The sequence below is a fragment of the uncultured Prevotella sp. genome, assembly GCF_946407605.1.
Lineage (GTDB): Bacteria > Bacteroidota > Bacteroidia > Bacteroidales > Bacteroidaceae > Prevotella.
Genome location: NZ_CAMJOS010000041.1, coordinates 1 through 23885 on the forward strand (window position 1 = coordinate 1; position 23885 = coordinate 23885).

15 protein-coding genes are annotated in these 23885 nt (G+C 52.1%); 7 read left to right on the top strand and 8 right to left on the bottom strand.

The features are described 5' to 3' along the window. Positions 1-236: 236 nt before the first annotated feature. The 7 genes from rbr to rlmD all read right to left on the bottom strand — a co-directional run bounded on the left by rbr (position 237) and on the right by rlmD (position 11732). On the bottom strand, positions 237-779 hold the full coding sequence (rbr, locus tag Q0R57_RS13125) for a rubrerythrin (RefSeq protein ID WP_294748560.1): 543 nt from the start codon (positions 777-779) through the stop codon (positions 237-239). A gap of 157 nt (positions 780-936) precedes the next feature. After that, the gene (locus Q0R57_RS13130) at positions 937-2901 is read right to left on the bottom strand and encodes a hypothetical protein (RefSeq protein ID WP_294748563.1); all 1965 of its coding nucleotides are present in this window, start codon (positions 2899-2901) and stop codon (positions 937-939) included. Positions 2902-2926: 25 nt separating this feature from the next. Next, positions 2927-4600 (bottom strand): RagB/SusD family nutrient uptake outer membrane protein, encoded by a 1674-nt coding sequence (locus tag Q0R57_RS13135; RefSeq protein ID WP_294748566.1) that lies wholly within the window; start codon positions 4598-4600, stop codon positions 2927-2929. Positions 4601-4630: 30 nt separating this feature from the next. Then, a complete protein-coding gene (locus Q0R57_RS13140; protein WP_294748570.1) occupies positions 4631-7867 on the bottom strand; it encodes a TonB-dependent receptor in 3237 nt (1078 codons plus the stop codon). Between the two features lie 269 nt (positions 7868-8136). Further along, entirely contained in the window at positions 8137-9234 is a 1098-nt protein-coding gene (locus tag Q0R57_RS13145; RefSeq protein WP_294748597.1) for a type I asparaginase, read from the bottom strand. Next, positions 9228-10250: a porin gene (locus Q0R57_RS13150; protein WP_294748572.1), complete on the bottom strand. Its 1023-nt coding sequence runs from the start codon at positions 10248-10250 to the stop codon at positions 9228-9230. The genes Q0R57_RS13145 and Q0R57_RS13150 overlap by 7 nt, the downstream gene beginning before the upstream one ends. 24 nt (positions 10251-10274) lie before the next feature. Further along, a complete protein-coding gene (rlmD, locus tag Q0R57_RS13155) occupies positions 10275-11732 on the bottom strand; it encodes a 23S rRNA (uracil(1939)-C(5))-methyltransferase RlmD (protein ID WP_294748574.1) in 1458 nt (485 codons plus the stop codon). 118 nt (positions 11733-11850) lie between these two features. On the opposite strand from rlmD, the gene Q0R57_RS13160 reads away from it, so the two are divergent. From Q0R57_RS13160 to Q0R57_RS13170, 3 genes are all read left to right on the top strand, one after another. Then, a complete protein-coding gene (locus Q0R57_RS13160) occupies positions 11851-13791 on the top strand; it encodes a HAMP domain-containing sensor histidine kinase (protein WP_294748576.1) in 1941 nt (646 codons plus the stop codon). Positions 13792-13968: 177 nt separating this feature from the next. Beyond that, complete coding sequence (ppdK, locus tag Q0R57_RS13165; RefSeq protein ID WP_294748579.1) at positions 13969-16689, top strand: pyruvate, phosphate dikinase; 2721 nt, start codon at positions 13969-13971, stop codon at positions 16687-16689. Positions 16690-17298: 609 nt separating this feature from the next. Next, positions 17299-18045: a hypothetical protein gene (locus tag Q0R57_RS13170; protein ID WP_294748582.1), complete on the top strand. Its 747-nt coding sequence runs from the start codon at positions 17299-17301 to the stop codon at positions 18043-18045. A gap of 1 nt (position 18046) precedes the next feature. Here Q0R57_RS13170 and Q0R57_RS13175 read toward each other — a convergent pair whose 3' ends face one another. Then, complete coding sequence (locus tag Q0R57_RS13175) at positions 18047-18862, bottom strand: helix-turn-helix domain-containing protein (protein WP_294748585.1); 816 nt, start codon at positions 18860-18862, stop codon at positions 18047-18049. A gap of 210 nt (positions 18863-19072) precedes the next feature. On the opposite strand from Q0R57_RS13175, the gene Q0R57_RS13180 reads away from it, so the two are divergent. The 4 genes from Q0R57_RS13180 to Q0R57_RS13195 all read left to right on the top strand — a co-directional run bounded on the left by Q0R57_RS13180 (position 19073) and on the right by Q0R57_RS13195 (position 23785). Then, positions 19073-19753 (top strand): flavodoxin, encoded by a 681-nt coding sequence (locus Q0R57_RS13180; RefSeq protein WP_294748587.1) that lies wholly within the window; start codon positions 19073-19075, stop codon positions 19751-19753. 12 nt (positions 19754-19765) lie between these two features. Further along, positions 19766-20611, top strand: coding sequence for an aldo/keto reductase (locus Q0R57_RS13185; RefSeq protein ID WP_294748589.1), 846 nt, complete (start codon positions 19766-19768; stop codon positions 20609-20611). 136 nt (positions 20612-20747) lie between these two features. Continuing rightward, complete coding sequence (locus Q0R57_RS13190) at positions 20748-23255, top strand: NPCBM/NEW2 domain-containing protein (protein ID WP_294748591.1); 2508 nt, start codon at positions 20748-20750, stop codon at positions 23253-23255. An 11-nt stretch (positions 23256-23266) separates the two neighbouring features. Next, on the top strand, positions 23267-23785 hold the full coding sequence (locus Q0R57_RS13195; protein ID WP_294748594.1) for a flavodoxin family protein: 519 nt from the start codon (positions 23267-23269) through the stop codon (positions 23783-23785). Positions 23786-23885: the final 100 nt, after the last annotated feature.

Consider the following 23885-nt stretch of genomic DNA (forward strand, 5'->3'; position numbering starts at 1 on the left):
GAGAGATTAATAATTAACGTTTAATTTAACGTCCAACTTTTCGGGGTCACTTCAATATATCTGAGTCGGTGCCTTTTTCTTACCATATTTTAAGGAGATAATCTCTTTACTTCATTCCGATAGGACTTTTAACTCTAAGGGATTATTCCTTATACATATAAAGTCCTATCCCTGTCATCATTGGAGATTATCCCTTTCAGCGCTGGAGATAATCCCTTTAAAAGGTAACGAGAATCTTAATAGTTTTCGGCCTTGACTTGGAAGTAGGCCTGTGCGTGGTTGCAGACGGGACACTCGTCGGGGGCTTTCTTGCCGATGACGATATGGCCACAGTTAGAGCACTGCCAGATGACGTCGTTGTCCTTGGAGAAGACACACTCTTTACGGATATTGTCGAGCAACTTGCGATAGCGCTCCTCGTGTTCTTTCTCGATGGCTGCCACACCCTCGAACTTGTCGGCAATCTCGTCGAAGCCTTCCTCACGGGCCTCACGGGCCATGCGTGCATACATGTCGGTCCACTCGAAGTTCTCGCCGCCGGCGGCATCCTCGAGGTTGGTTACGGTGTCGCTGATCTTACCGCCATTGAGGTATTTGTACCACAGTTCGGCATGCTCTTTTTCGTTGGCTGCCGTCTCGAGGAAGATGTTGCTGATTTGTACATAACCGTCTTTCTTGGCCCTGGATGCGAAGAAGGTGTACTTGTTTCGTGCCTGCGACTCGCCTGCGAATGCTTCCTGCAGGTTGCGCTCGGTCTTTGTTCCTTTGAGGTCTTTCATCGTTGTAAGTATTTGTTTAGTTATTAAAATGGATAGTTATTGTTTGTGGGCAAAGATACGAAGAAAAGTTGAGGCTACCAAGGAAAATGCAAAAAATATTGCACGGAATCCAAAATGATGGGTTCCGTGCAATGATATGAGGGATATAAGCGGATGCTTACTTTCTTACCATCTTCTTGAGGTTCTTGGGAGCGCTCTTATGGAGCTTGGCACCCTTGTGACCCTTGTTCTGGGTGTACTTGGCAGCGCGGTTAAGGAACTTGGCGCGTGCACCGTCGGCCTGGGCAGGAACGAACGTGGTCTCGGTAGACATGAACCATCCGTAGAGGTTCTGCAGGTCGGGAGTACCTACGATGCTGAGGTCGTTGGTGACGAGTTCGCCGTCATCGTTGAGCTCGAACTTGATATCGTCGGCACCGCTGTTAGCATAGGTGAAGATGTAGTAGGGAACTCCCTCATCTTCCTCGATGCCGAGATACTCGAAGGAAGGCATGTAGAGGTAACCACCCATGGTGTCGATCCTGGCAGGAACAACAGCGCCCTCGAGGTAGAGGTCTTTCACGTAGACGCTATCCTCTGCATTGGGATTCTCGACGATGTCGATCATGCCGAGGTTGTACAGCTTACCGTTGCTAGAATATACTGACATGTAGGTGAACTTGCCCAGGAACATATCCTTGGTGTAGGTGACGTGCTTCAGCGTCTCGGTAGAGGTGCCATAGACCACGCTACCATCTTCGTTCTGGAAGGTGATGACGAGGTTGATGAGACCTTCTTCGAAGGTTGACATGGTGCTGATCTTAGCGAAGATGTCGGCACCGGCAGCCTTGTCGCCAGTAGCCTGGATCTCGTAGCCCTCGGGTATCTTCACCTCACCATCCTTGACGGTGAAGTAGAGGTCGTAACCATCGGCATAGGGGCTCTTCAGACAGTATGGCGTGCCATAGGTGGCAGCGAAGACTGAGTCGCACTTGTCGGTGGTGTTGTTGGCAACACCCTTCCACAGCTGGGCACGGGTGACTGATTCGTACTGCTCGGAGATGAACTTGCCCTCGTAGTCGAGACTAAAGTCGAAGTCCTTCTTGATGTCGGCACGATAGGGGTTCAGAGTGGGGTCGAGTACCACGGTGAACAGACCTGCGTCGTTGCAGTTGTAGAAGCCGCCAGAGCCGTAACCCGTCATAGCGATAAGCAGAGCCGACTTGGGGAAGGTAATCTTACCGTTGGCATAGGTACCGAAGTAGTCGTTGGCTTTCTCGGCCTGGTCCTTGGCAATGTAGTAGCCGGCCATGCTTGAAATCAGGAACTGGCCATAGCTCCACGACATACCCGTTTCACAATAGTGGGGGATATAGACCTTCTTAGGATTGGTGGCATCGATATAGATGTAGTAATCCTTTGAGGTATCCCAGTCACCGGGATCGTTGTAGGGGTAGTCCTCGTGATAGACGTTAATCAGACGGAAGTAGCCGGGCTTGTCAGCACGCTCCTGAACCTTGATGGGGTAAGAGACATTGTCAACGCCATAGAAACCGGTTACAAAGTCGTCGGTGAACATACACATGCCCTCGACCTTATTGCCGTTTTCATCGAGATAGAAACCTGCATCGTTCCACTTCACACGTGTAACGGTGAGCTTGGTGGCAGGAGCCTCGGAATAGAGTGACACATAGTCGGCACCAGTAACCTGCAGGTCGAGCGTGTAGGGTACACCAACCTCAGCCTTGGGGAAGTTGATGGTGACGATGGCAACAGTGTCGCCCTCGGCAAATACTGCGTCGCCAACCTCGAATACGCTGTCAGTGTTGCTGACAATGTCGAGCTTCAGGGTGAGCTTAGGCAGCTTGGTGACAATGGTATCGTTGGTGATCGAGTCGTTGCCAAGAGAGTCCTTGGCATAGGTGTACTCGTGCTCTACGCGACGATAGACCTTGAGGGTCGTGGTGAGGGGATCGGCAGGGTCGAGCTCTACTGTTTTAGATGACTCTGCGAAATAAATGTCGGCATAGTTCTCATTGGCATCCCAGGTGCCTCTTTCATAGTCGACTTTATCATCTGAGCAGGCAGTAAACGAAATAGCTGCCATGCCGAGAAGTCCGAAAAGCAATTTATTTATTTTCATGTTCATCAGTTTAATTCATTCAACACTATTTCTTATCAGCATACTTACCAACGGGTGAAGGACCAACAACTGACTGAGTGGGGTCAGGATTGTTCTTGCCCTGCAATGCTACGTTGGCGTCAGTTTCAGTAGTAGGAATCACGAGGTTCCAAATGGGCTTGATTCCCTCGCAGTTAATCTTGAAGATATCGGCGGGAGCGTTGGTGTTCTCGTAGTTCTGAATAACACCGGGCTTCAGACGCTTTGCACTTGGGAAGGCGTTACCCTCGCCCCAGAACTCAAGACGCATCTGGGTGAGCACCTCGAGTTGGAACTCGCGGGTGTCAGTAGTGCTGAAGTTATAGTTCTCGTCACGATATTTCTTCATGAAGTTGTTGAGCTCTGTAAGACCAGCGGTGAGGCCCTCGCTCATACCCTTGGCCTCGGCCAGGATGAGATACATCTCTTCGATACGCATAATGGGCACATCGACGGCACCACCTACGCTATAGGTCTTGTAATCGCCATTGAGGCAGCGGAACTTCAGAGCCAGATAGTCGGGCTTAGAGGCCAGCCAGTCAACAGTGCGTGAGGTTTTGTAATCGTAGAAGTCGCTACGCTTGGGGTCGAGGAAGAGACGACGGCGTACGTCGGTCATTGACATGTGGTCGTAGAGTGACTTGTCGATCATAGGACAGGTGAGTGAAGAATAGCCCCAGTCGGCCTCGCCAGACATCCAGCCAGTGAAGTTGCAGAGGTTACCCATTGACTCGGCGCTGTAGTGCAGATACCACATCCAACCGCCAGTAGCGGTGGTGAAGCCAGAAGAGGGGTCTTCCATCTGCTCGGCAGTCATAGGCACAGCGTTGCGGCCATGCAGTTTAGCAATCTGCTGAGCGGTGGTGATGGCCAGGTCGGCATACTTGGCAGCGTTCTCGAAGTCGCCATCCCACAGGTGAACCTTAGCGCGGATACCATAGACCACAGAGAGGTCGGGCACCAGGCGGTTCTCCTCGCGAGCCTTGTCAGCAGCGTGGTCCTTAAGCAGTTCCTCGGCCTTCTCGAGGTCGGCGAGGATGAACTTCATCATGTCTTCGTGAGAAACGCGAGGATTGTTCTTAGCCATATCCTCGGTGGTGTTCTCGTCGATGATGGGAACGGTGAGACCCTTGACAGCCGACACGTCGGTGTATTTGTTCTCGGCGGGCTCGAAGAGCACCATCAGCATGTAGTAGTCGAAAGCACGGCAGGCGCGGGCAATACCAGCGTAAGCCTTTGTCTCGGCGTTGTCCTCATTGGCCACAGCAATGATAGAGTTGGCGGTCTTCACAAACTTATAGAGTGTGAACCAAGGCAGGTAAGCAAAGTAACTGCGGTCGCCACAGTTAGCGCTCATGGTGTTGTAGGTACGATACCAGTCGTAACCAGAGTTTGAACCACCAGGATACATATCGCCCAGCATCTCGGTCTGAGCAATCATGAACTGGGGATAAGCCATATCGGTCTCGTGTTCCTGCTCACCATATACCAGATAGCCCTGAACCATCTGGGAAGAGATGCCGTTGACGGTACCCATGAGTGCATTACCACCTGCATCGGAAACCTGATCGGCGGTGGCGGTATCGCTCTCAGGGAAGGTCTCTTCGATGCAACTGGTAGTCAACCCAGCACCGACAGCCACGAAAGCAGCTCCAAATATATAATTATATAATGTCTTCATATTCTTTAATCTCATTTTTAAATTATCAACTTAGAATGTCACGGTGATACCACCAGAGATGGTACGCATGGGAGAATAACGTGTTGAATTTGCTGTATCGTCGAATGTCTGGCGAGGATCGAAGCCCTTGCGCTTTGACCAATAGAATACATTCTCGGCAGAAGCGTAAACACGCAGACTGTTAACCTGGAACTTCTGGGTGAATGCCTTTGGCAGGGTGTAGCCCAGGTTGATGTTCTGCAGGTTCAGGTAGCTGGCATCGGTCAGGAAGCGGGTCTGAGTGTTGCCAGTGTTCAGGTCGCCATAGTTCCAACGGGGTACGTCGGTATTGGTGTTGGTGGGTGTCCAGGCGTTGAGTGCATCAGCGTGGATGTTCCAACCGCTATGGCTGTCGTTAGGTGTGCTCATGAACGAAGCATAGGCGCTATCGAACTGCTTGCCGCCAATCTGATAGGTGAAGTTGGCAGTGAAGTCGAAGCCACGGAACTTAACAGTGGTACCAAAACCGCCGTAGAAATCGGGAACGGTGGTCTCCTCTGTCATGTAGTAGTCGGCCTCAGACCATGTGGCGGTCTTCTCGCGTCCGGTCCACTTGCCATTCTCGTCGAAGGTGTTCTTCCACCAGGTGGCCTGACCATTCTCGTCGACACCTGCGTAGTCCTTCATGTACCAAGAGTAGATAGAGGCATCCTCGGTGATGAAGAAGCTGCCGCTGACATAACCTTCCCAAGCCTTACCGTCGGTACCGTAAACAGTAGTGTTCTTCTTATCGTTGTGCAGCTTGGTGATGCGGTTCTTGATAGTAGAGAAGTTCAGGTTGACATCCCACTCGAAGTCCTTAGTCTTGAAGATGTTGACATTGAACTCGGTCTCGATACCGGTGTTGTACATGTCACCAACGTTTGCCCAGTAGCTGCTGTAACCCAGTGAGGGAGATACGCCGAACTGGAAGAGCATGTCGGTGGTCTTGCGGTAGTAGTACTCAATGCTACCCTGCACACGCTTGAACAGCTGGAACTCGATTCCGGCATTCAGGTTGCCGTTGGTCTCCCAAGTGATATCGTTGGTACCCTTGCCAGCCCATTCCACACCAATCTGACCAGCAGAGTTCTTGATGTCGTAGCGGTCAACATAGAGGTAGTCGTTGATATTATCATTACCCTGAGAACCGTAGCTGGCCTTCAGCTTCAGCTCGTCAATCCATTTCACATCCTTCAGGAACGACTCCTTGTTCATCAGCCAAGCACCACCAACGCTCCAGAAGGTACCCCAACGGTGGTCGGGATGGAAGCGGCTGCTGGCGTCGCGACGCAGAGAAGCAGAAAGGAAGTACTGCTGGTCGTAGTCGTACTGCAGACGTCCGAAGTAACCTTCGTTGTTGTAGTCTTCTCTGGCAGAATAAGCACTCTGACCGTCGATGGCAGCACCACCCAGCTCCTTGTTGGTCTGTGAGAACATCATAGACTTTGAAGCGTAAAGGTCGTAGAAGCGGTGATCATAATATTCGTGACCCAGCATCACGCCAATGTTGTGATTATTGGCGATGGTGGTGTTGTAGTTCAACAACTGCTGCAGGTTGTAGCTGAAGTAGCGGAAATGACGCTTTTCAACGGTACCGCCTGTAGAATCGAACTGTCCGTAGTAGGGGTTGTAAACGTATGTACGACGGGTCTCGTCGATGTTTGCAGTACCATTCACGGTGAATACCAGACCGCTAGCCAGAGTGAAGTCTGCGAAACCTGAAGCGTTGAAGGCGTTACCTTCGTTGTTGCGGGTGTTGAGCAGCATATCCTGGATGGGGTTGGCGTTCTCGATGAAGCGGCGGCTCATGCCTGCATTAGTCACCTTGCCATCGCTACCGTCATTACCATAGTCCATAATCTTAATGCCGTTGGCGTCAACCTTGATAGAACCGTCGGCATTGCGCAGATATAGAGGATAGATAGGAGCTATCTGAGTGGTGAACGCCCAGGGGTTGGCAGTAGATGTCTCACTACCGTTGTTGCCCAGAGAGTTGTGGTTGAAACGGGTGTAAGAGATGTTACCACCTACCTTCATCCATTTCTTTACCTGATAGTCGGCACGCAGACGAGCGGTGAGACGCTTCATATCGCTGTTCTCCATCAAACCTTGGTTCTCAAGATAACCCAGTGAGGTGTAGAAGCTGCCCTTCTCGTTGGCGGCACTGATATTGATATTGTATTCCTGACGGAAACCGTTGCGGGTACCCAGCTCTTCCCAGTCGTCGGGTGTCACCCAATAGTCTTCGCCTTTGTAGTTTGCCAGATAACCCAGTGTGGCATTGGGGTTCAGCTTACCGTTCTGACCAATGAGGGTCTGACCGTTGGGCACTGTCCAGATGTTGTAACCCAGACCGCCGTTCTTGGCTGTGGTCAGCGCATTGTTGGCGTTCTTCCAGGCAGTCATCTTATCCTGACCGGCTGCAATATTGGCGTTGTACAGCGACAGATACTGCAGCTCATAGTACTGAGCAGGGTCGCTGACGACATTATAATGCTGCAGAGCGCGGCTGTTAACACCCCACTTGGCATCAACAGTGATCTGAGCATCCTGACCCTGCTTGGCACGCTTGGTGGTGATCATGATCACACCGTTGGCACCACGGGCACCATACAGAGCGTTTGAGGCAGCATCCTTCAGCACAGTCATGTTCTCGATATCGGCAGGGTTCAGGTTGGCCATATCGCCATCGTAAGGAGCACCGTCGACAATGATAAGAGGATCCTTACCAGCGTTCAGTGAACTGAAACCGCGGATACGAATCTTACCCGTTGAAGAGGGGTCGCCACTTTCCGATACCAACTGCACACCAGCTACGGCACCTGCCAAAGCGTCGGTTACTGAGGTAACCTGCGATAATTTCAACTCTTCGCTGCCCACAACCTTTGCAGAACCGGTGAAGGCACTCTTCTTTGCTGTACCGAATGCCACAACAATCACCTCGTCAAGGGCTTTAGCATCGCTGGTCAGAATGATGCGCATGTTTGGACGGGCGGTCACCTCCAGAGGCTCCATGCCGATGTAAGTAATGCGCAGCGTGTTCTTGCCAGCAGGGCAGGTCAGTGAGAACTGACCGTTGGCATTAGTAACCGTACCGATTTGTGTCCCTACAACCATGATAGTAGCACCGATAACGGGCTCACCATCGTCTTGAGACACAACGGTACCGCTGACTTTCGTCTGGGCCATCACTCCCCCAACAAAGAGGAAGAGTCCCATCAACAACGTCATTAGTCTTTTTTCCATAAATCTCTCTCGTTTTTTAAGTTGTTTATAAATGATTTGTAAATTTAATGTATTATTATCTAAAATTATGAAACCTCCTCGCGAAGGCGCGTGTACATAGTTAAAAATGCTCCATTTTATTGTTACAGCGTGCAAAAATACGAAATAGTTTTAAAAAATGCAAATTTATTAACTAAAATCTTTCTTTGTGGTACAAAAAAAGCCCATAAATATGCATAAATTGCACACTTATGGGGTGTTTTGTGTCGTTTTGATAGCGTATTAGCGCATTATACTGTTATTTCGCCACGTATACTTTTTTTCATCATCTCCCTTACTGCCTCGGGGTCGGTGTACTTGCCTTGCAGGTACATCAACTTGGTGACGGCGGCCTCAACGGTACCATCATAGCCGCTGATGACGCCTGCCTCCTGCAGCTGGTAGCCAGTGTCGTAGCGACCCATCTGCACACAGCCCTGCAAACACTGGCTGATGTTGATGATAATCTTGCCGTTGCGGGTGCCCTCACGCAGGGCGTTGATGAGCCAAGGGCTCTGCGGTGCGTTGCCACTGCCAAAAGTGCGCATCACGATGGCACGCAGGTTGGGGGTGGCGATGATATGGCGGATGAGGTCCTCGCGAATGCCTGGAAACAACGAGAAGATGATAACGTTGTTGTCGAGGGTGAATTGAGGGTGAAGGGTGACGGGTGCGCTCGAGCTATGCTCGCTTGCTACCGAAGGGACGCAAGAAGGGTGAAGGGAGGATAGTGACGTTGAAGGGTGGAGGATGTATTCCTCGTGATAGGTGATCTCGACGCCGGCATCGGCAAGGTGGGGGTAGTTGAACGACTCGAAGGCGTTGAACTCGTCGGCACTCTGCTTAGTGGTGCGGTTGCCGCGCATCAGGTGACCATTGAAATAGATGCCCACCTCTGGCACCATCGCCGTGCCGTCGGCACGTTTCGCAGCAGCCATCTCGATGCTGGTGATGAGGTTCTCCTTGCCGTCAGTACGCAGCTGACCTATAGGCAGTTGCGAGCCAGTGAGGATGACGGGCTTGGTGAGGCCTTCAAGCATGAACGACAGGGCCGAGGCGGTATAGGCCATCGTGTCTGTGCCATGCAAAATCACAAAGCCGTCGTACTCGTCGTAGTTGTCGGCAATGATATGTGCCAGTTCCGTCCATAACTTTGGCGACATGTCGCTGGAGTCGATGGGCGGGTTGAACTGATAGGTGGCAATCTCGGTCTGAAACTGTGCCAGCTCAGGCACACGGCTGAGCAGGTGCTCGAAGTCGAACGGCTCCAGAGCACCTGTCAGCGGGTTGCGATTCATTCCAATCGTGCCGCCTGTGTATATTAAAAGTACTTTTGAGATCATTAGAATCTGAAGTCGAGCTCCACGTCCACCATATTATAATCTGACTTCTCCAGGCTGCGGTCGTTGACACGGGCATACTCCAGGTTGATCTGCAGATTCTTGGTGAACATATAGTCGGCACCAACCTCGTAGAAGGTCTTGGCACGTCCCCATTCCTTTGCCTCGCGATAGAGGTCGTAGCGAGCCTTCACGTGGAACTTGTTCTTTTGGATAGGAGCAATGCAGAGCGCATAGATACCGTCGGCCTTGTCGCTGGTGAAGTTGCTGTTCCATCCCTGACTGTGGATATACTCTGTGCGGAAGGTCCAATCGTCCTGGGTGTACTCGCCAGAGAGGGCGTAGCGGTTCTTCTCGCCTACGCCAGCACGGCTACCCGTCCATCCGAAGGCTCCGATACGCATGCCCTTGACAGGCATTACCCACATGCCGCCGATGATGTCCTTGCGGTTGTCCTTATCCTTCTGGTTGATACCCTCACCATTGAACACCCCCACCTGATAGTGCAGCAGGTTACGGCCAGAGGCATCCTTCAGGAAGTCACCCTGCAACTGCACACCGAGGTCACGACCATTGCTGCCCTGTTCGCCAGTACGATCAGAGAATCCAGCCAGCTTGCTGACGTTCTGTGAGTAGCTCATAAAGCCCTGGGTGATAGGGTGCATGGGGTTCTCGAATGTGAAGGGACGCTTGAACTGTCCAGCCTTCACCTTGAAGAACTCATATTTCTGCCACTCGCCGAAGAGGTCTACCAGACGGATGTCAGTCTTAGCCTTGTCGGGGTCGTAGGTGTTACCATTAATCTGCATCTGTACCTTCCAGTAGAAGTCCTGATGTGCACGACCTTCGAGGGCCATACGCACCAAGCGCAGGTTGAAGCCGTTGTTCTCGGCGCCGTCCTGATCGCTGGCCTGATACTGTACCATACCATATCCGCTGAACTTCACGTTCTGGAACCATTCACTCTGAGCCTGTGTGCTCATTGCTGCGCCCATCATCAGGGCTGCCATTAAAATCTTTTTCATAGTCTTTCGTATTTGTTTTTTAAGTTATCTTCTAACGAGTAGTACCACATTTTCCACGTGAGGGGTGTGGGGGAACATATCCACGGGCTGTACAGCCATCACCTTGTAGGCCACATCGAGGTCCTGCAGGTCGCGGGCCTGGGTGGCAGGATTACAACTCACATAGACGATGCGGTCTGGGGCCGCACGGAGGATGGTTTTCACCACATCGGGGTGCATGCCGGCACGTGGAGGGTCGGTAATGATGACGTCAGGCCGTCCGTGCTCCTGGATAAAATCATCGGTGAGGATGTCCTTCATGTCGCCAGCATAGAACAGGGTGTTCTCAATGCTGTTGATCTCTGAGTTAATCTTCGCGTCCTCAATAGCCTCAGGCACATACTCGATACCAATCACCTGCTTGGCTTTCTTCGCTACGAAGTTCGCAATGGTTCCTGTGCCTGTGTACAAGTCATAAACCATTTCGTTGCCTGTCAGGGCTGCGAAGTTGCGGGCGACGCTATAAAGGTGGTATGCCTGCTCCGTATTCGTCTGATAGAAGCTCTTAGGACCAACCTTGAACTTCAGGTCTTCCATCAGCTCGAAGATATGGTCCTCGCCTTTGAACACGAGAATCTCCTGATCGCCAATGGTGTCGTTGCACTTCTGGTTGTCCAGGTAGAGTAGGGAAGTGATCTGTGGGAACTTATCAGCGATGTGTTGCAACAGTCCTAAGGCTTTCTTTCCATCTTCGCTGTCCCATCGGTTCTCCCCTCCTTGGGAGGGGTCGGGGGAGGCTTCTAAGTGGAACTGGATGATGACCATCCATTCGCCACTGGCGCTATTGCGGATGATGACATCGCGCAAGAGTCCCACCTGCTGCCGCAGGTCGAAGAAACTCAGCCCATGCTCAATAGCGTAGTCCCTGATCTCGTTGCGAATCTGATTGTGCAGGTCGTCCATCAGCCAGCACTTCTCAACAGGCAGAATCTTGTCGAAGGCACCAGTGATGTGAAAGCCGATTGCTGGAGTATCCTTTACCAGCGACTCATCTTTTAGCTGGTCGCTGGTCAGCCATCGCTTGTTGGCACATCCGAAATCGAGTTTGTTGCGATACTCCTGTGTTTTTACTGACCCCAGGATGGGCAGGAACTCAGGCAGCTCTACCTTGCCAATGCGATGCAGCTGGTCATATACCTGCTGCTGCTTGAACTTCAACTGCTCTGAGTAGGGCAGGTTCTGCCACTTGCAGCCGCCGCACACGCCAAAATGCTGACAGAACGGTATCGCGCGTACATTACTATATTTTATAAAGCGTACCACCTCACCCTCGGCAAACGAGTGCTTCTTGCGACGAATCTGCACGTCGCACACATCGCCAGGCACACAGAAGGGTACAAACACCACCATCTCGTTCCAATGGAACAGGCACTTGCCTTCAGCGGCAACGGCCTCGATGGTGACGTTTTCCAATAGTGGTAATGGTTTCTTATTTCTTGCCATTAATTAAATATGTGTAGAATTAGGTTGCAAAATTACAAAAAACAAGTGAAATATCGTGCCAAAATCCAATTATTTTTCGTACCTTTGCCGCGAAATGAAAGAATTTCGACCAAATACTATGTTATTGTCAAGGCTGCTGCTGGCAGCCGTGATAGTTTGCGGTGTGTGGTTTTCTTGTACAGGCTTTGGCAGCGGCTCTTCGTCAGCAGGCAGTCAGGAAAGCTCAAAAGCCGTCGATTGGGAAGACTCTGCCTTCCAGAGATATCTGGTCCTTGAACATTATTACAACTACCTGGAGCATGACTCGCTGATGATGTGCGGGCCTGACGTGATGGCGTACTGTCGCGAGCACGAGCAGTGGAAGTGGTACTACAATGCTTGGGAGACGATGATAGAAGACTGCGTGTGGGAAGGTGACTTAGAGACTGCCAACCAGGAGGCGCAGCTGATGTATGCCGATGCCAAGGAACGTGGCGACACGATTGGTCAGGCGTGGGCTTCCTATCTGTTAGGCATCAGCTATGGCCATCAGAAATACTACGACGAGTCAGTCTCCTGCCTGCGCCGAGGTCTTGAGATCTGTCCCAAGGCCCCGCCCTCCGAACTACTCGTCAACCTTTATTATCGCCTCTGTGAGAATCTTCAGAATGGCAAGCACTACGACGAGGTGGTGGCTTTGCTGAGGGAATGGCGCCTGCTGTTGGACAATAACCCCCTGCCTGCGGAGTACAACGATACCATAGCCGCTAGCAACTCATGGTACTTTGAATACTACACCTGTGCCTTCGACTACGAGTTGTCGCAGAAGCATTATGCCAGGGCGGAACAGCTGATAGACTCCTTGGACTATTATATCGGCTTCTATAACGAAACGGATTCTATCAACTACGCCAATGTCTTCTCCAGTCGCTTCCGCCTGGCCTCAGAACAGGGTCAGAATGCCAAAGCCTTCGAATGGGCCAAGCAATACCTGACTTTCTCTCAGACTATGGAGCAGAGCGTGCGTCTGGATGCCCTGCTGCAATATGCCCAGGGCCTCGAGGGCGTGGGCCGCTATGAGGAAGCCATCGAATACTTCCGTCGTTTCCATGAGCTCAGCGACTCTATGAAACTCATGGAGAACGCTACCCAGCTCAACCTGCTGAACAAACGCCTGGAGATTGACGAGCTGAAAGGACAGCAGGAACGTGAGAAGATGGAACACGAACACACCCGTCTGCAACTGATGCTCATCATTGGCGCCCTTGTCGTGGTGTCGTTGCTGGTCTTCATCTTCTTCCGCCATCGTGCCGCCAAGCGTTTGGAGACGGCCTATTATGAACTGGAAGAGAAGAACAAAGCCCTTGTGGTGGCCAATGCCCGTGCCGAGGAGTCGTCGCGCATGAAGACGGACTTCATCCATCAAATCAGTCACGAGATCCGCACGCCGCTCAACATCCTTTCCGGCTTCACCCAGATTATCACCACGCCAGGCTTGAAACTCGACGATGCCACCCGTGCCGAGGCCAACGAGAAGATTACGGAGAATACCGACCGCATCACCTCGCTGGTGAACAAGATGCTCGAGTTGGCAGAAACCAATAGTAAGGTGGTGATAGAGATGAACGACCACGTGACCCTTGGCGAGATCGTGGCAGGCGCTGTTGGCGAGTCGGGCATCGAGGATGTCGCAGGCGTGAGGTTCGTGCTCCAGCTCAATGCCGACCTGGCTGCGAAGGAGATAGTCACCAATGCCCAGGCCCTGCAGCGGGCACTGGCTCAGCTGCTCGACAATGCCGGCAAGTTCCGCAAAGCTGACGCTTACAACACGGTGACCTTCGCTGTTGGCATCATCGCCTCGCGCCTCTCGTTTAGCGTCGAGGATACAGGCATTGGCGTGCCCCCCGAGCAGAGCGAGCATATCTTCGAGGAGTTTGTGCAGCTCGATAAATATAAGGTGGGCACAGGCATCGGCCTGACCATCGCCCGTTCTCTGGCTCGCCGAATGGGAGGCGACATCGTGCTCGACACCGCCTATACCGCTGGTGCCCGTTTCGTGTTGATGCTGCCCTTGAAATAAGCCCTCTGCCAAGCCTCTGACCCAACCCTTGGGCGATGAAAGCAGAAAAATGCATCGTGAGATATATTTTTTTTCTCAAATTCTTTGGTGGTGTGCAAAATTTCGCTTATCTTTGCAGAATTCTAATCAAAATACGACAATAACTTATATAATATTAATCTTAAAAAATACAAACTAATGAGTCAAAAGAGAGTTTACCTCTTCGGTAATGGTAAGGCCGAAGGTAATGCAAAAATGCGTGAGGAACTCGGTGGTAAGGGTGCTAACCTTGCCGAGATGAACCTGCTTGGCGTTCCCGTTCCTCCAGGTTTCACAATCACTACCGATTGCTGTAACGAGTACTATCAGGTTGGTCAGCAGAAGATTATGGAGCTGCTGAACGACGACGTGATGGCTGCTGTGAAGCACATCGAGGTGCTGATGAACTCTAAGTTCGGTGACAAGGAGAATCCCCTGCTTGTCTCTGTTCGTTCTGGTGCCCGTGCTTCTATGCCTGGTATGATGGACACCATCCTGAACCTCGGTCTGAACGATGAGGTGGCTGAGGGTATGGTGAAGAAGACCCAGAATCCTCACTTCGTATATGACTCTTACCGTCGTTTCGTACAGATGTACGGTGACGTGGTACTGGAGATGAAGCCTGTCAACAAGACTGACATCGACCCATTCGAGGAGATCATTGAGAAGGTGAAGGCTGAGCGTGGCGTGAAGCTGGACAAGGACCTGAACGTTGATGAGCTGAAGAAGCTGGTTCAGTTGTTCAAGGAGGCTATCAAGGCTCGCACCGGTAAGGACTTCCCCAACGATCCTATCGAGCAGCTCTGGGGTGCTATCTGCGCTGTGTTCCGTTCTTGGATGAACGAGCGCGCTATCCTCTATCGTAAGATGGAAGGTATCCCCGACGAGTGGGGTACAGCCGTATCAGTGATGGCTATGGTATTCGGTAACATGGGTGACACCTCTGCTACTGGTGTATGCTTCAGCCGTGATGCCGCTAATGGTGAGAACCTCTTCAATGGTGAGTATCTCGTGAACGCACAGGGTGAGGACGTTGTGGCTGGTATCCGTACCCCACAGCAGATCACCAAGATCGGCTCTCAGCGCTGGGCTGAGCGTGCTGGTATCTCTGAGGCTGAGCGCGTAGCTAAGTATCCTTCTATGGAGGAGGCCATGCCCGAGACCTATGCACAGCTGAATCAGATTCAGGAGAACCTGGAGAACCACTACCACGATATGCAGGATATGGAGTTCACCGTTCAGGAGGGCAAGCTGTGGTTCCTCCAGACCCGTAACGGTAAGCGCACAGGTGCTGCTATGGTGAAGATCGCCATCGACCTGCTCCACGAGGGTATGATCGACGAGAAGACCGCCATCATGCGCTGCGAGCCCAACAAGCTCGACGAGCTGCTGCACCCCGTATTCGACAAGAAGGCTCTGGCTGCCGCTAAGGTCATCGCTCAGGGTCTGCCCGCATCTCCTGGTGCTGCTTGTGGTCAGATTGTATTCCACGCTGACGACGCTAAGGCTTGGCACGAGGACGGCCACAAGGTAGTGCTCGTACGTATCGAGACCTCTCCTGAGGACCTCGCCGGTATGGCTGCTGCCGAGGGTATCCTGACCGCTCGTGGTGGTATGACCTCTCACGCTGCTGTGGTTGCCCGTGGTATGGGTAAGTGCTGCGTATCAGGTGTAGGTGCCCTGAACGTTAGCTATAAGGACAAGACTGTCGAGATTGACGGCGTTACATATAAGGAGGGTGACTACATCTCTCTGAACGGTACTACTGGTCAGGTTTACGCTGGCGAGGTGCCCACCAAGGCTGCTGAACTCTCTGGCGACTTCAAGGAGCTGATGGACCTCTGCGACAAGTACACCAAGCTGCAGGTTCGTACCAATGCTGATACACCTCACGATGCACAGGTGGCTCGCGCCTTCGGTGCCAAGGGTATCGGTCTGACCCGTACAGAGCACATGTTCTTCGAGGACAAGAAGATTATCGCTATGCGTGAGATGATCCTCTCTGACAGCCTCGCTGGCCGTGAGAAGGCTCTGGCTAAGTTGCTGCCTTATCAGAAGGCCGACTTCAAGGGTATCCTCGAGGCTATGGACGGTCTGCCCGTGAACATCCGCCTGCTCGATCCCCCTCTCCACGAGTTCGTTCCCCACGATCTGGCTGGTCAGGAGACCATGGCCAAGGAGATGGGCGTCAGCCTGGAGACCATCCAGCGCCGCGTAGCTTCGCTGGCCGAGAACAACCCGATGCTGGGTCACCGTGGTTGCCGTCTGGGCATCACCTTCCCTGAGATCACCGCTATGCAGACACGCGCCATCCTCGGTGCCGCTTGCGAACTGAAGAAGGAAGGCAAGAATCCTATGCCCGAGATTATGGTTCCGCTGATTGGCACGCTCTACGAGTTGAAGCAGCAGAAGGAAGTTATCCAGAGCACCGCTAAGGAGGTATTCGCCGCTGAGGGCATCGAGGTAGAGTTCGAGATTGGTACAATGATTGAGATTCCACGTGCTGCCCTGACTGCTGACCGCATTGCTACAGAGGCTCAGTACTTCTCATTCGGTACTAACGACCTGACACAGATGACATTCGGTTACAGCCGTGACGATATCGCATCGTTCCTGCCTGTATACCTCGACAAGAAGATTCTGAAGGTTGACCCATTCCAGGTACTCGACCAGAAGGGTGTTGGCCGTCTCATCAAGTTCGCTGTGAAGGAAGGCCGTGAGGTACGTCCTGACCTCCGCTGCGGTATTTGTGGTGAACATGGTGGTGAGCCCAGCTCTGTGAAGTTCTGCGCTAAGATTGGCATGAACTACGCATCTTGCTCTCCCTTCCGTGTGCCCATCGCACGTCTGGCTGCCGCGCAGGCAGCCGTTGAAGAGTAAATAAACTCTCTGATATAATGAAAGGGACCTGTCCGTTTGGGCAGATCCTTTTTTGTGTCTCCAAGAATGCTTTCGACGTTTTGGAGACAAAAACGTCGCATAATGCGATATTTTACGAATTTATTTGGTGATTTGACATTTTATTAGTACTTTTGCTGCATAATCTGCGACTCTAATCACTGTATTATGTTGCACAAAGTACGAATGCGTTCTGTATATACACGAAAGAGATAATTGGACAAACTACCGTTGGGAGCTTCTGAGGTGTCACTCTTTCTGAATGTATGCTCTGTCTTATGTAAAACAATGGAAGAACTTATGTCTATCTTGCATGCAGCCTCAATGTAATAAGCATACAGTAAAGGAGTACCTTCGATTCTTGTCCGGTAGATGTCCGGTATTTGTCCGGTATATGTTCGGTTAATGACCGGACAAGTACCGATGATATAGCGAGCAAATAGCGGACAGTGATAGAAGGAACATCGAAGCAACACCGAGGCTATCATATGGATAGAGGGTAGTTGGGTATAAGAAATAACAAAGAATAACATATGAAATATCTATAATATGAGTATCATAATAACAAATTAAAGATAGGAGAAAAGAGCAATGAAGAAGAAAGGTAAAGGAGTATTGGGGCTGACTATACCTAAAAGGGTACGTGTAGCAGGGATGACTTTTTACCTGCGTAACGGACAAGTAATCGGTCGAGAAACAGCGACGCACGAGAAACGCAGCAATACACTTCCGCAATTCGTACAGCGACAGAAGATGCGACACACGACGGCGCTGTGGAAGATGCTGCGGTTCTGCGACGTGATGTTCACCGAGCGACGGACTGCCTATCAGAATTTTGCATCGCTGGCGAATCAGTTGCCTGTGGTATATGTACCTAACAACGGAACCATGAACCAGTCATCGTTCCTGATGCCCGGCATTCCGGTGAGCGACGGAATACTGCCGACGGTGAAGCAGGAGTTGGGTGAGGTGGATGGCAAGCCTGCGCTGATAACCGACCTAAAGAAAAGCGACCGGACGTATCATGCCCAATTGCGGCTTTATACCGCCATACAGACGATAGAGAGCGATGTTCTGCCACGTGTACGGTTCAGTATGCGGGAAGTGTCATGGTGGGACATGACCGAAATAGATAACCATCTGGCACTCATTGGAGAGGAATTTGCCGACGAGATGAAAGGCTGGGCTCTGGTAAAGGTGATTGACGACCGTTGTTCGCCGCAAACAATTGTAACCCGTTGTTCTCTTTATCAGCAATATACCACTCAGGAAGCTCTTGAGATCGCTGCAGATAGTTATGGCGGACTGACCGAGACTCCTTTCCTGTCCCCTCGTTGAACTATTTCGGTTGAAGACTTTGGCGGTACTCGCTAGGCGACAGGCCGAGATGTTTCGTGCAGTAGCGGCTGAAGTAAGAGAGCGATGTGAAGTTCATCAGGTCGGCTATCTGAGTGAGTGACAGGCGTTCATCATTCAGATAGTCTTTCAATATAGGTACGGTGTGTCGGTCGATGTATGAGGTGACACTGTGTCCTGTCACCCGTTTGATGGTGGCAGAAAGATATTTGGGCGATACGTTCAGACGCTCGGCAAAGTAGCTCACATCACGTTCCGTTCGGCTGATGCCCGTAGCCAGCAGAACCATCAGTTGTTTCACGATGTAGGCTGTGCGGTCGGTATGGGTGTCTGTTGCATCACGTTGGGCATGGGCCTCGAAGATGTCGTACATCATCGTCAGGCAGAGACTGCCCATCAGTTCGCGATAGAACTGCAAATGGCTGTCGTCCATGCGGTCACGAAGACGATGGAAGTCATCAAGCAGATGCTGTGCCTGCTCATCTGAGAGCTTGATGACAGGGTCTTGGTTCAGTGAGATACTGCCTCCGATGCTGTAGTTGTTCGATGGCAACAGGTTCTGCAGGAACTTGTAATCGGCAGCAAACCACTCCACCTGCAAGTCTGCATGTCCCGCCAGGTTGCTGATACGATCGGGCATCGGTATCACAACCAGGTCGTTTTTCACGATGTGATAGCAATGCTCGTTGAACACAAAACTTGCCTCACCTGCCAAGCAAAGCAGATGCATGCAGGTGTGGCTCAACTCATAGGAATTCATCCCATAGAAGTCTGTGGAATATTGAAAATCTGCCTTCATGACTGACAAAATTGCGATTAAGCGAGCGCAGAAAGCTTGCTTTTTGCCGAGCATGAGCAAGTTCGCGCAGTTTTACTGCGCAAAATTACACATTATTTTATATATAAAAGAACGATTTAGGCAAAAAGTGAAAATTGTGAAGTAATTTGTGAAACAAAAGTATCAGGAAATCGTCGTAACTTTGCACCCAAATCCAAAAGTATATTTAAAATGAATATCAAAAGTATCATCACAGCCGCCATAGCATTGCTGATTTCCACAGCTTGCAGCGGTGGCGCAAAACAGGAGAAAGTTATGGCAAAGGACAGTAAGGCATTGGTAGTGTTCTTCTCACATGCGGGAGATAACTACGCAGTGGGAAATATCGAGGTGGGCAACACGAAGATTGTGGCCGATTACATCACGGAATTTCTGAATCAGCGAGTGCAGAGTGATGCTCGCATCAACTCTGCCGAGTCGAGCCAGAAATCGACCGAAGGTCAATTGACGGGTGCGGAGCAGTTCGAAATCGTGACCCACAAGTACGACGGAATGGCTTATAACCCGCTGATTGAACTGGCCAAGAAGGAGGCGAAGAACGGGGAGTTACCGGAGTATGAGGGCGACATCGACCTCGCGGGTTACGATGTGGTGTTCATCGGCGGTCCCGTGTGGTGGGGCACCTATCCGCAGGTGATGTTCACGTTCTTCAAGAAGCATGCGAACGACCTGAAGGGCAAGACTGTTATCCCTTTCACTACTCACGAGGGCAGCGGACTGGCCAGTTGCGTGGAAGATGTAAAGGATGCCTTCCCTGATGCCAACGTCACGAAGGGTTTCAGCATCTACGGCCACGAGGTGCGCACGAATAAGGCAAAAGTTGAGAAGTGGCTGCAAGGATTAGGATATTAAAACAATACAAATATGGAGTACATCAGATTATCAAACGGAGTGGAGATGCCGTTGCTGGGCTACGGCGTGTTTCAGGTAAGTCCTGACGAGTGTGAACGATGCGTGACGGATGCGCTGAACGTGGGCTACAGGCTCATCGATACGGCGCAGGCTTACCAGAACGAGGAGGGTGTTGGCGCGGCTTGGCGCAAGAGTGGAATCAAGCGCGAAGACTTGTTCCTCGTGACGAAGGTGTGGATCTCGAACGCAGGCGAGGAGAAAGCCTACAAGAGCATCGACGAGAGCCTGCGCAAGTTGCAGACGGAGTACATCGACCTGCTGCTGATCCATCAGGCCTACGGCGACGTATTCGGCACGTGGCGGGCTATGGAGAAGGCCTATCGAGAGGGCAAGGTGCGCGCTATCGGCGTGAGCAACTTCCAGGCAGGCCGCTTCTTCGACTTTGCGCACTATGTAGAGCTGAAGCCGATGGTGAACCAGTTGCAGTGCAACGCCCTTGCGCAGCAGACGTGTATCGAGCCGATTCACGCTGAGTTCGGCACGAAGCTGATGGCGTGGGGACCGCTTGGCGGACAGGGTGCTGAAGGTATCGTAAAGAGCGAGGTGTTGGCTGCCATTGGAGCGAAGTATGGTAAGACTGCTGCACAGGTTGCCCTCCGCTGGCTCACCCAGCGTGGTATCGTAGCCATCCCCAAATCAACTCACAAGGAGCGCATGGCGCAGAACTTCGACATCTTCGACTTCACACTCTCCGACGATGATATGTCGCAGATTGCCACCCTCAACCAACAGGACGCGGGCTTCATCAATTTCGGTGACCCGCAGTTTGTGAAGTATCTTATTGAGAACTACGGATAATTTCCCAATAATCATTAAATCCCAAGGCGAAAACACCATTCTTTGGGATTTTATTTGTATATTTGCGGGCAGAAAACTACGATTACACCGCTTGGTGGTTTTGGCTGTTAACAAACACTTTAATTTAATCAAAAAAATGAAACAACTAACACTAACTATCATTTCCGCGCTGCTCTCATTAGGCATGGCGCAGGCACAGAACACAGAAGAGATTGCAACCTTCCGCACCTGGGCTATGACACCGCCGATGGGCTGGAACTCGTGGGACTGCTACTACTCTTCGGTGACAGAGAAAGAGGTGCTGCAGAACGCGCAGTACTTAGTTGATAACGACCTGGTGAAATATGGTTGGGAATATGTGGTGGTGGACATCCGCTGGTACTCCAACCATCCGTCCTTGGGAGGCGGCAACTACAACCAGCGGGGCGACCAGGGGTATGTGCTCGACGAGTATGGACGCTACCTGCCGTCGCCCTCGCGCTTCCCGTCGTGTATGGTCGACGGCAAGAATATCGGCTTCAAGGCTCTGGCTGACAGAATACACGCGATGGGTCTGAAGTTCGGCATCCACATCATGCGTGGTGTGCCAAAGAGTGTCGTGGGCAGCAGCTATAAGTTGAAAGGCAGCGAAGGCACGGCGTGGAGTCAGGTGTATAACGGCACCACCTCTCCTTGCACGTGGCTGAAGGACAACCTGCTGGTCAGGAACAACGAGGCCGGACAGACGTATTACAACAGCATCATGGACCTCTATGCCGAGTGGGGCGTGGACTTCCTGAAGATTGACGACCTCTCACGTCCGTTCTACACCGACGAGATTCACATGATACGCAAGGCCATTGACCAGACGGGCCGTCCCATCGTGCTCTCGCTCTCGCCCGGCAAGACGCAGTACCAGTATGCTGAGGAGTGTCTCGACAATGCCAATATGTGGCGCATGATGGACGACCTGTGGGACAACTGGAGCGCCGTGGATGCCGTGTTCAACGAGGCCCATGCCTGGGAGACCGTCACCCGTCCGGGCAACTATGCCGACTGCGACATGCTGCCCTTGGGACAGATTGCCATGACCATCGGCGACCCTGGCTATACTGCTGCCGACGCTGGCCGCTGGACGAACCTCACGCAGAACGAACAGCTGACCATGATGACCCTCTGGGGCATCTGCCACTCGCCCCTGTTCTTCGGCGGAGAGATGACGAGGAACGATGCCTTCACGCTCTCGCTGCTGAACAATGATGAGTACCACCAGATGCACAAATATGGCGAGGAGGCCCATCAGGTATTTAACGACGAGGACAACGGCCGTGTGGCGTGGACTTCTCACATCGGCGACACCCGCTATCTGGCGCTCTTCCAGCGCGACAATAACCGCTGGGTGGTTGGCAACAAGGCTCTCTACAAGAGCGAGGTGGTGGCCTACACCACCGACGGCCATGCTGTGGATGTGGACATAGAGTGGCCCGAGGGTGAGAAGACGCTCGTATTGGTGGTTGATGACGGTGGGGACAACTACAACTACGACCACGGCGACTGGATCAATCCCACGCTCGTGTTGCGCGACGGCACCGAGGTTCCCCTCACAGGCACCTACAAGACCCGCCAATATACCAAGTCCTACTTCAACCGCGTGTATGAGAACAAGAACGTGGACAACGGCGGCAAGATGAAAGTGATGGGCGTCACCTACGACCGCGGCTTCTCTACCGATGCCAACGCCGCCATCTTCTTCCAGATTCCCGACGATATGGACGTGGTGCGCTTCAAGGCGATGGCCGCTGCCGATGACTCTGGCATCGGTCAGCAGGGAGCCACGACGACCATCCGCTTCATGGTGTTCGACCAGAACCCGCTCACCGACGAGCAGGACGATGCCGCTGCCCGTTCAGGACTCATCTGCCGCACAGGCACGAAGAGCAAGACCTTGGAGGCCGACGTTACTGGCGCCGAGCAGTTGAAGATTGTGGTGAGCAACTGGGGCGATGGCTTTGCCTACGACCGTGCCGACCTCATCAACCCCGTGCTCATCGATGTCGAGGGCAACGAGACCTCGCTGACCACGCTAAGGCAGACCAGCTACCAGTCGGAATGGGGCAGCCTGCATGTCAACCAGAATGTGGAGGGTCAAACGCTGCGCGTAAATGGGCAGTCATATACCACCGGTCTCGGCATGAACGCACAATGCACCCTCATCTACGAACTGCCTGCAGGACACTCATGGAAGACTTTCCGCGCCCTCTGCGGCTACGACTCGTCGTGCGATACCGACAATCCCAACACGACCGGCACCACGATGGAGTTCATCTTCTACGTCACCAAGAAAGAGGCTTTCGACTTCGACCTCACGCAGCTTGGCTATAGCGCCACCGAGCCCGTTCCCGTCTATGACATCTGGGCTGGCGAAGACCTCGGCACCGCCACAGGCATCCTCAGCACCACCGTGCCCAGTCACGGCGTCAAGTTGTTCCGTCTGGGCGACAAGGCTACTACCGGCATTCAGGACGCGAAGAAAGGTCAGGCAACAAATCGCCCCTCCTTTGGAGGGGTCGGGGGAGGCCCCCTCATCTACAACTTGCAAGGACAAAGGGTTAGTGCTGACTGGAAGGGAATACAGATACAAAACGGAAAGAAACGGGTAAAATAATGAATACGATTATGAGTAAGGTTTTGATTTTGCAAGGCTCTCCGAGAGCGAATGGTAACACCGCTTGGATGGCGGAAGAGTACAAGAAGGCTGCCGAGGCAGCAGGTCATGAGGTGACGCTGGTCAACGTGGCCCGAAAGAAGATTGCGGGCTGCTTGGCCTGCGAGTATTGTCATAATAAGGGCAATGGCGCCTGCATCCAGAAGGACGACATGCAGGAACTCTACCCGCTGATGAACGAGGCCGAGGTGCTGGTGCTGGCTGCGCCCATCTACTACTTCACGCTCTGCGCCCAGATTCAGGCTCCCATCCAGCGCATGTACTGCGTCAACAAACCTGCCAACGTCAAGAAGATGGTGCTGCTGATGTCATCCTATTCGCCTGGTGTCTATGACGGAGCCACAGCCGAGTTCCGCGACATCTGCAATTACTGGCAGGTCGAGAACATGGGCTTTGTCTCTGCCAAGATTGACGAGCAGAAGACTGAGGAGACCAAGCAGAAAGTGATTGCATTGGCAGGGAAATTATAAGCAAATACGGTTATGTTAGGAAACTTTTCTTATTACAACCCAACAAAACTGTATTTTGGTGATGAGTCTTTGAACTTCCTCAAGGACGAACTGAAGGGCT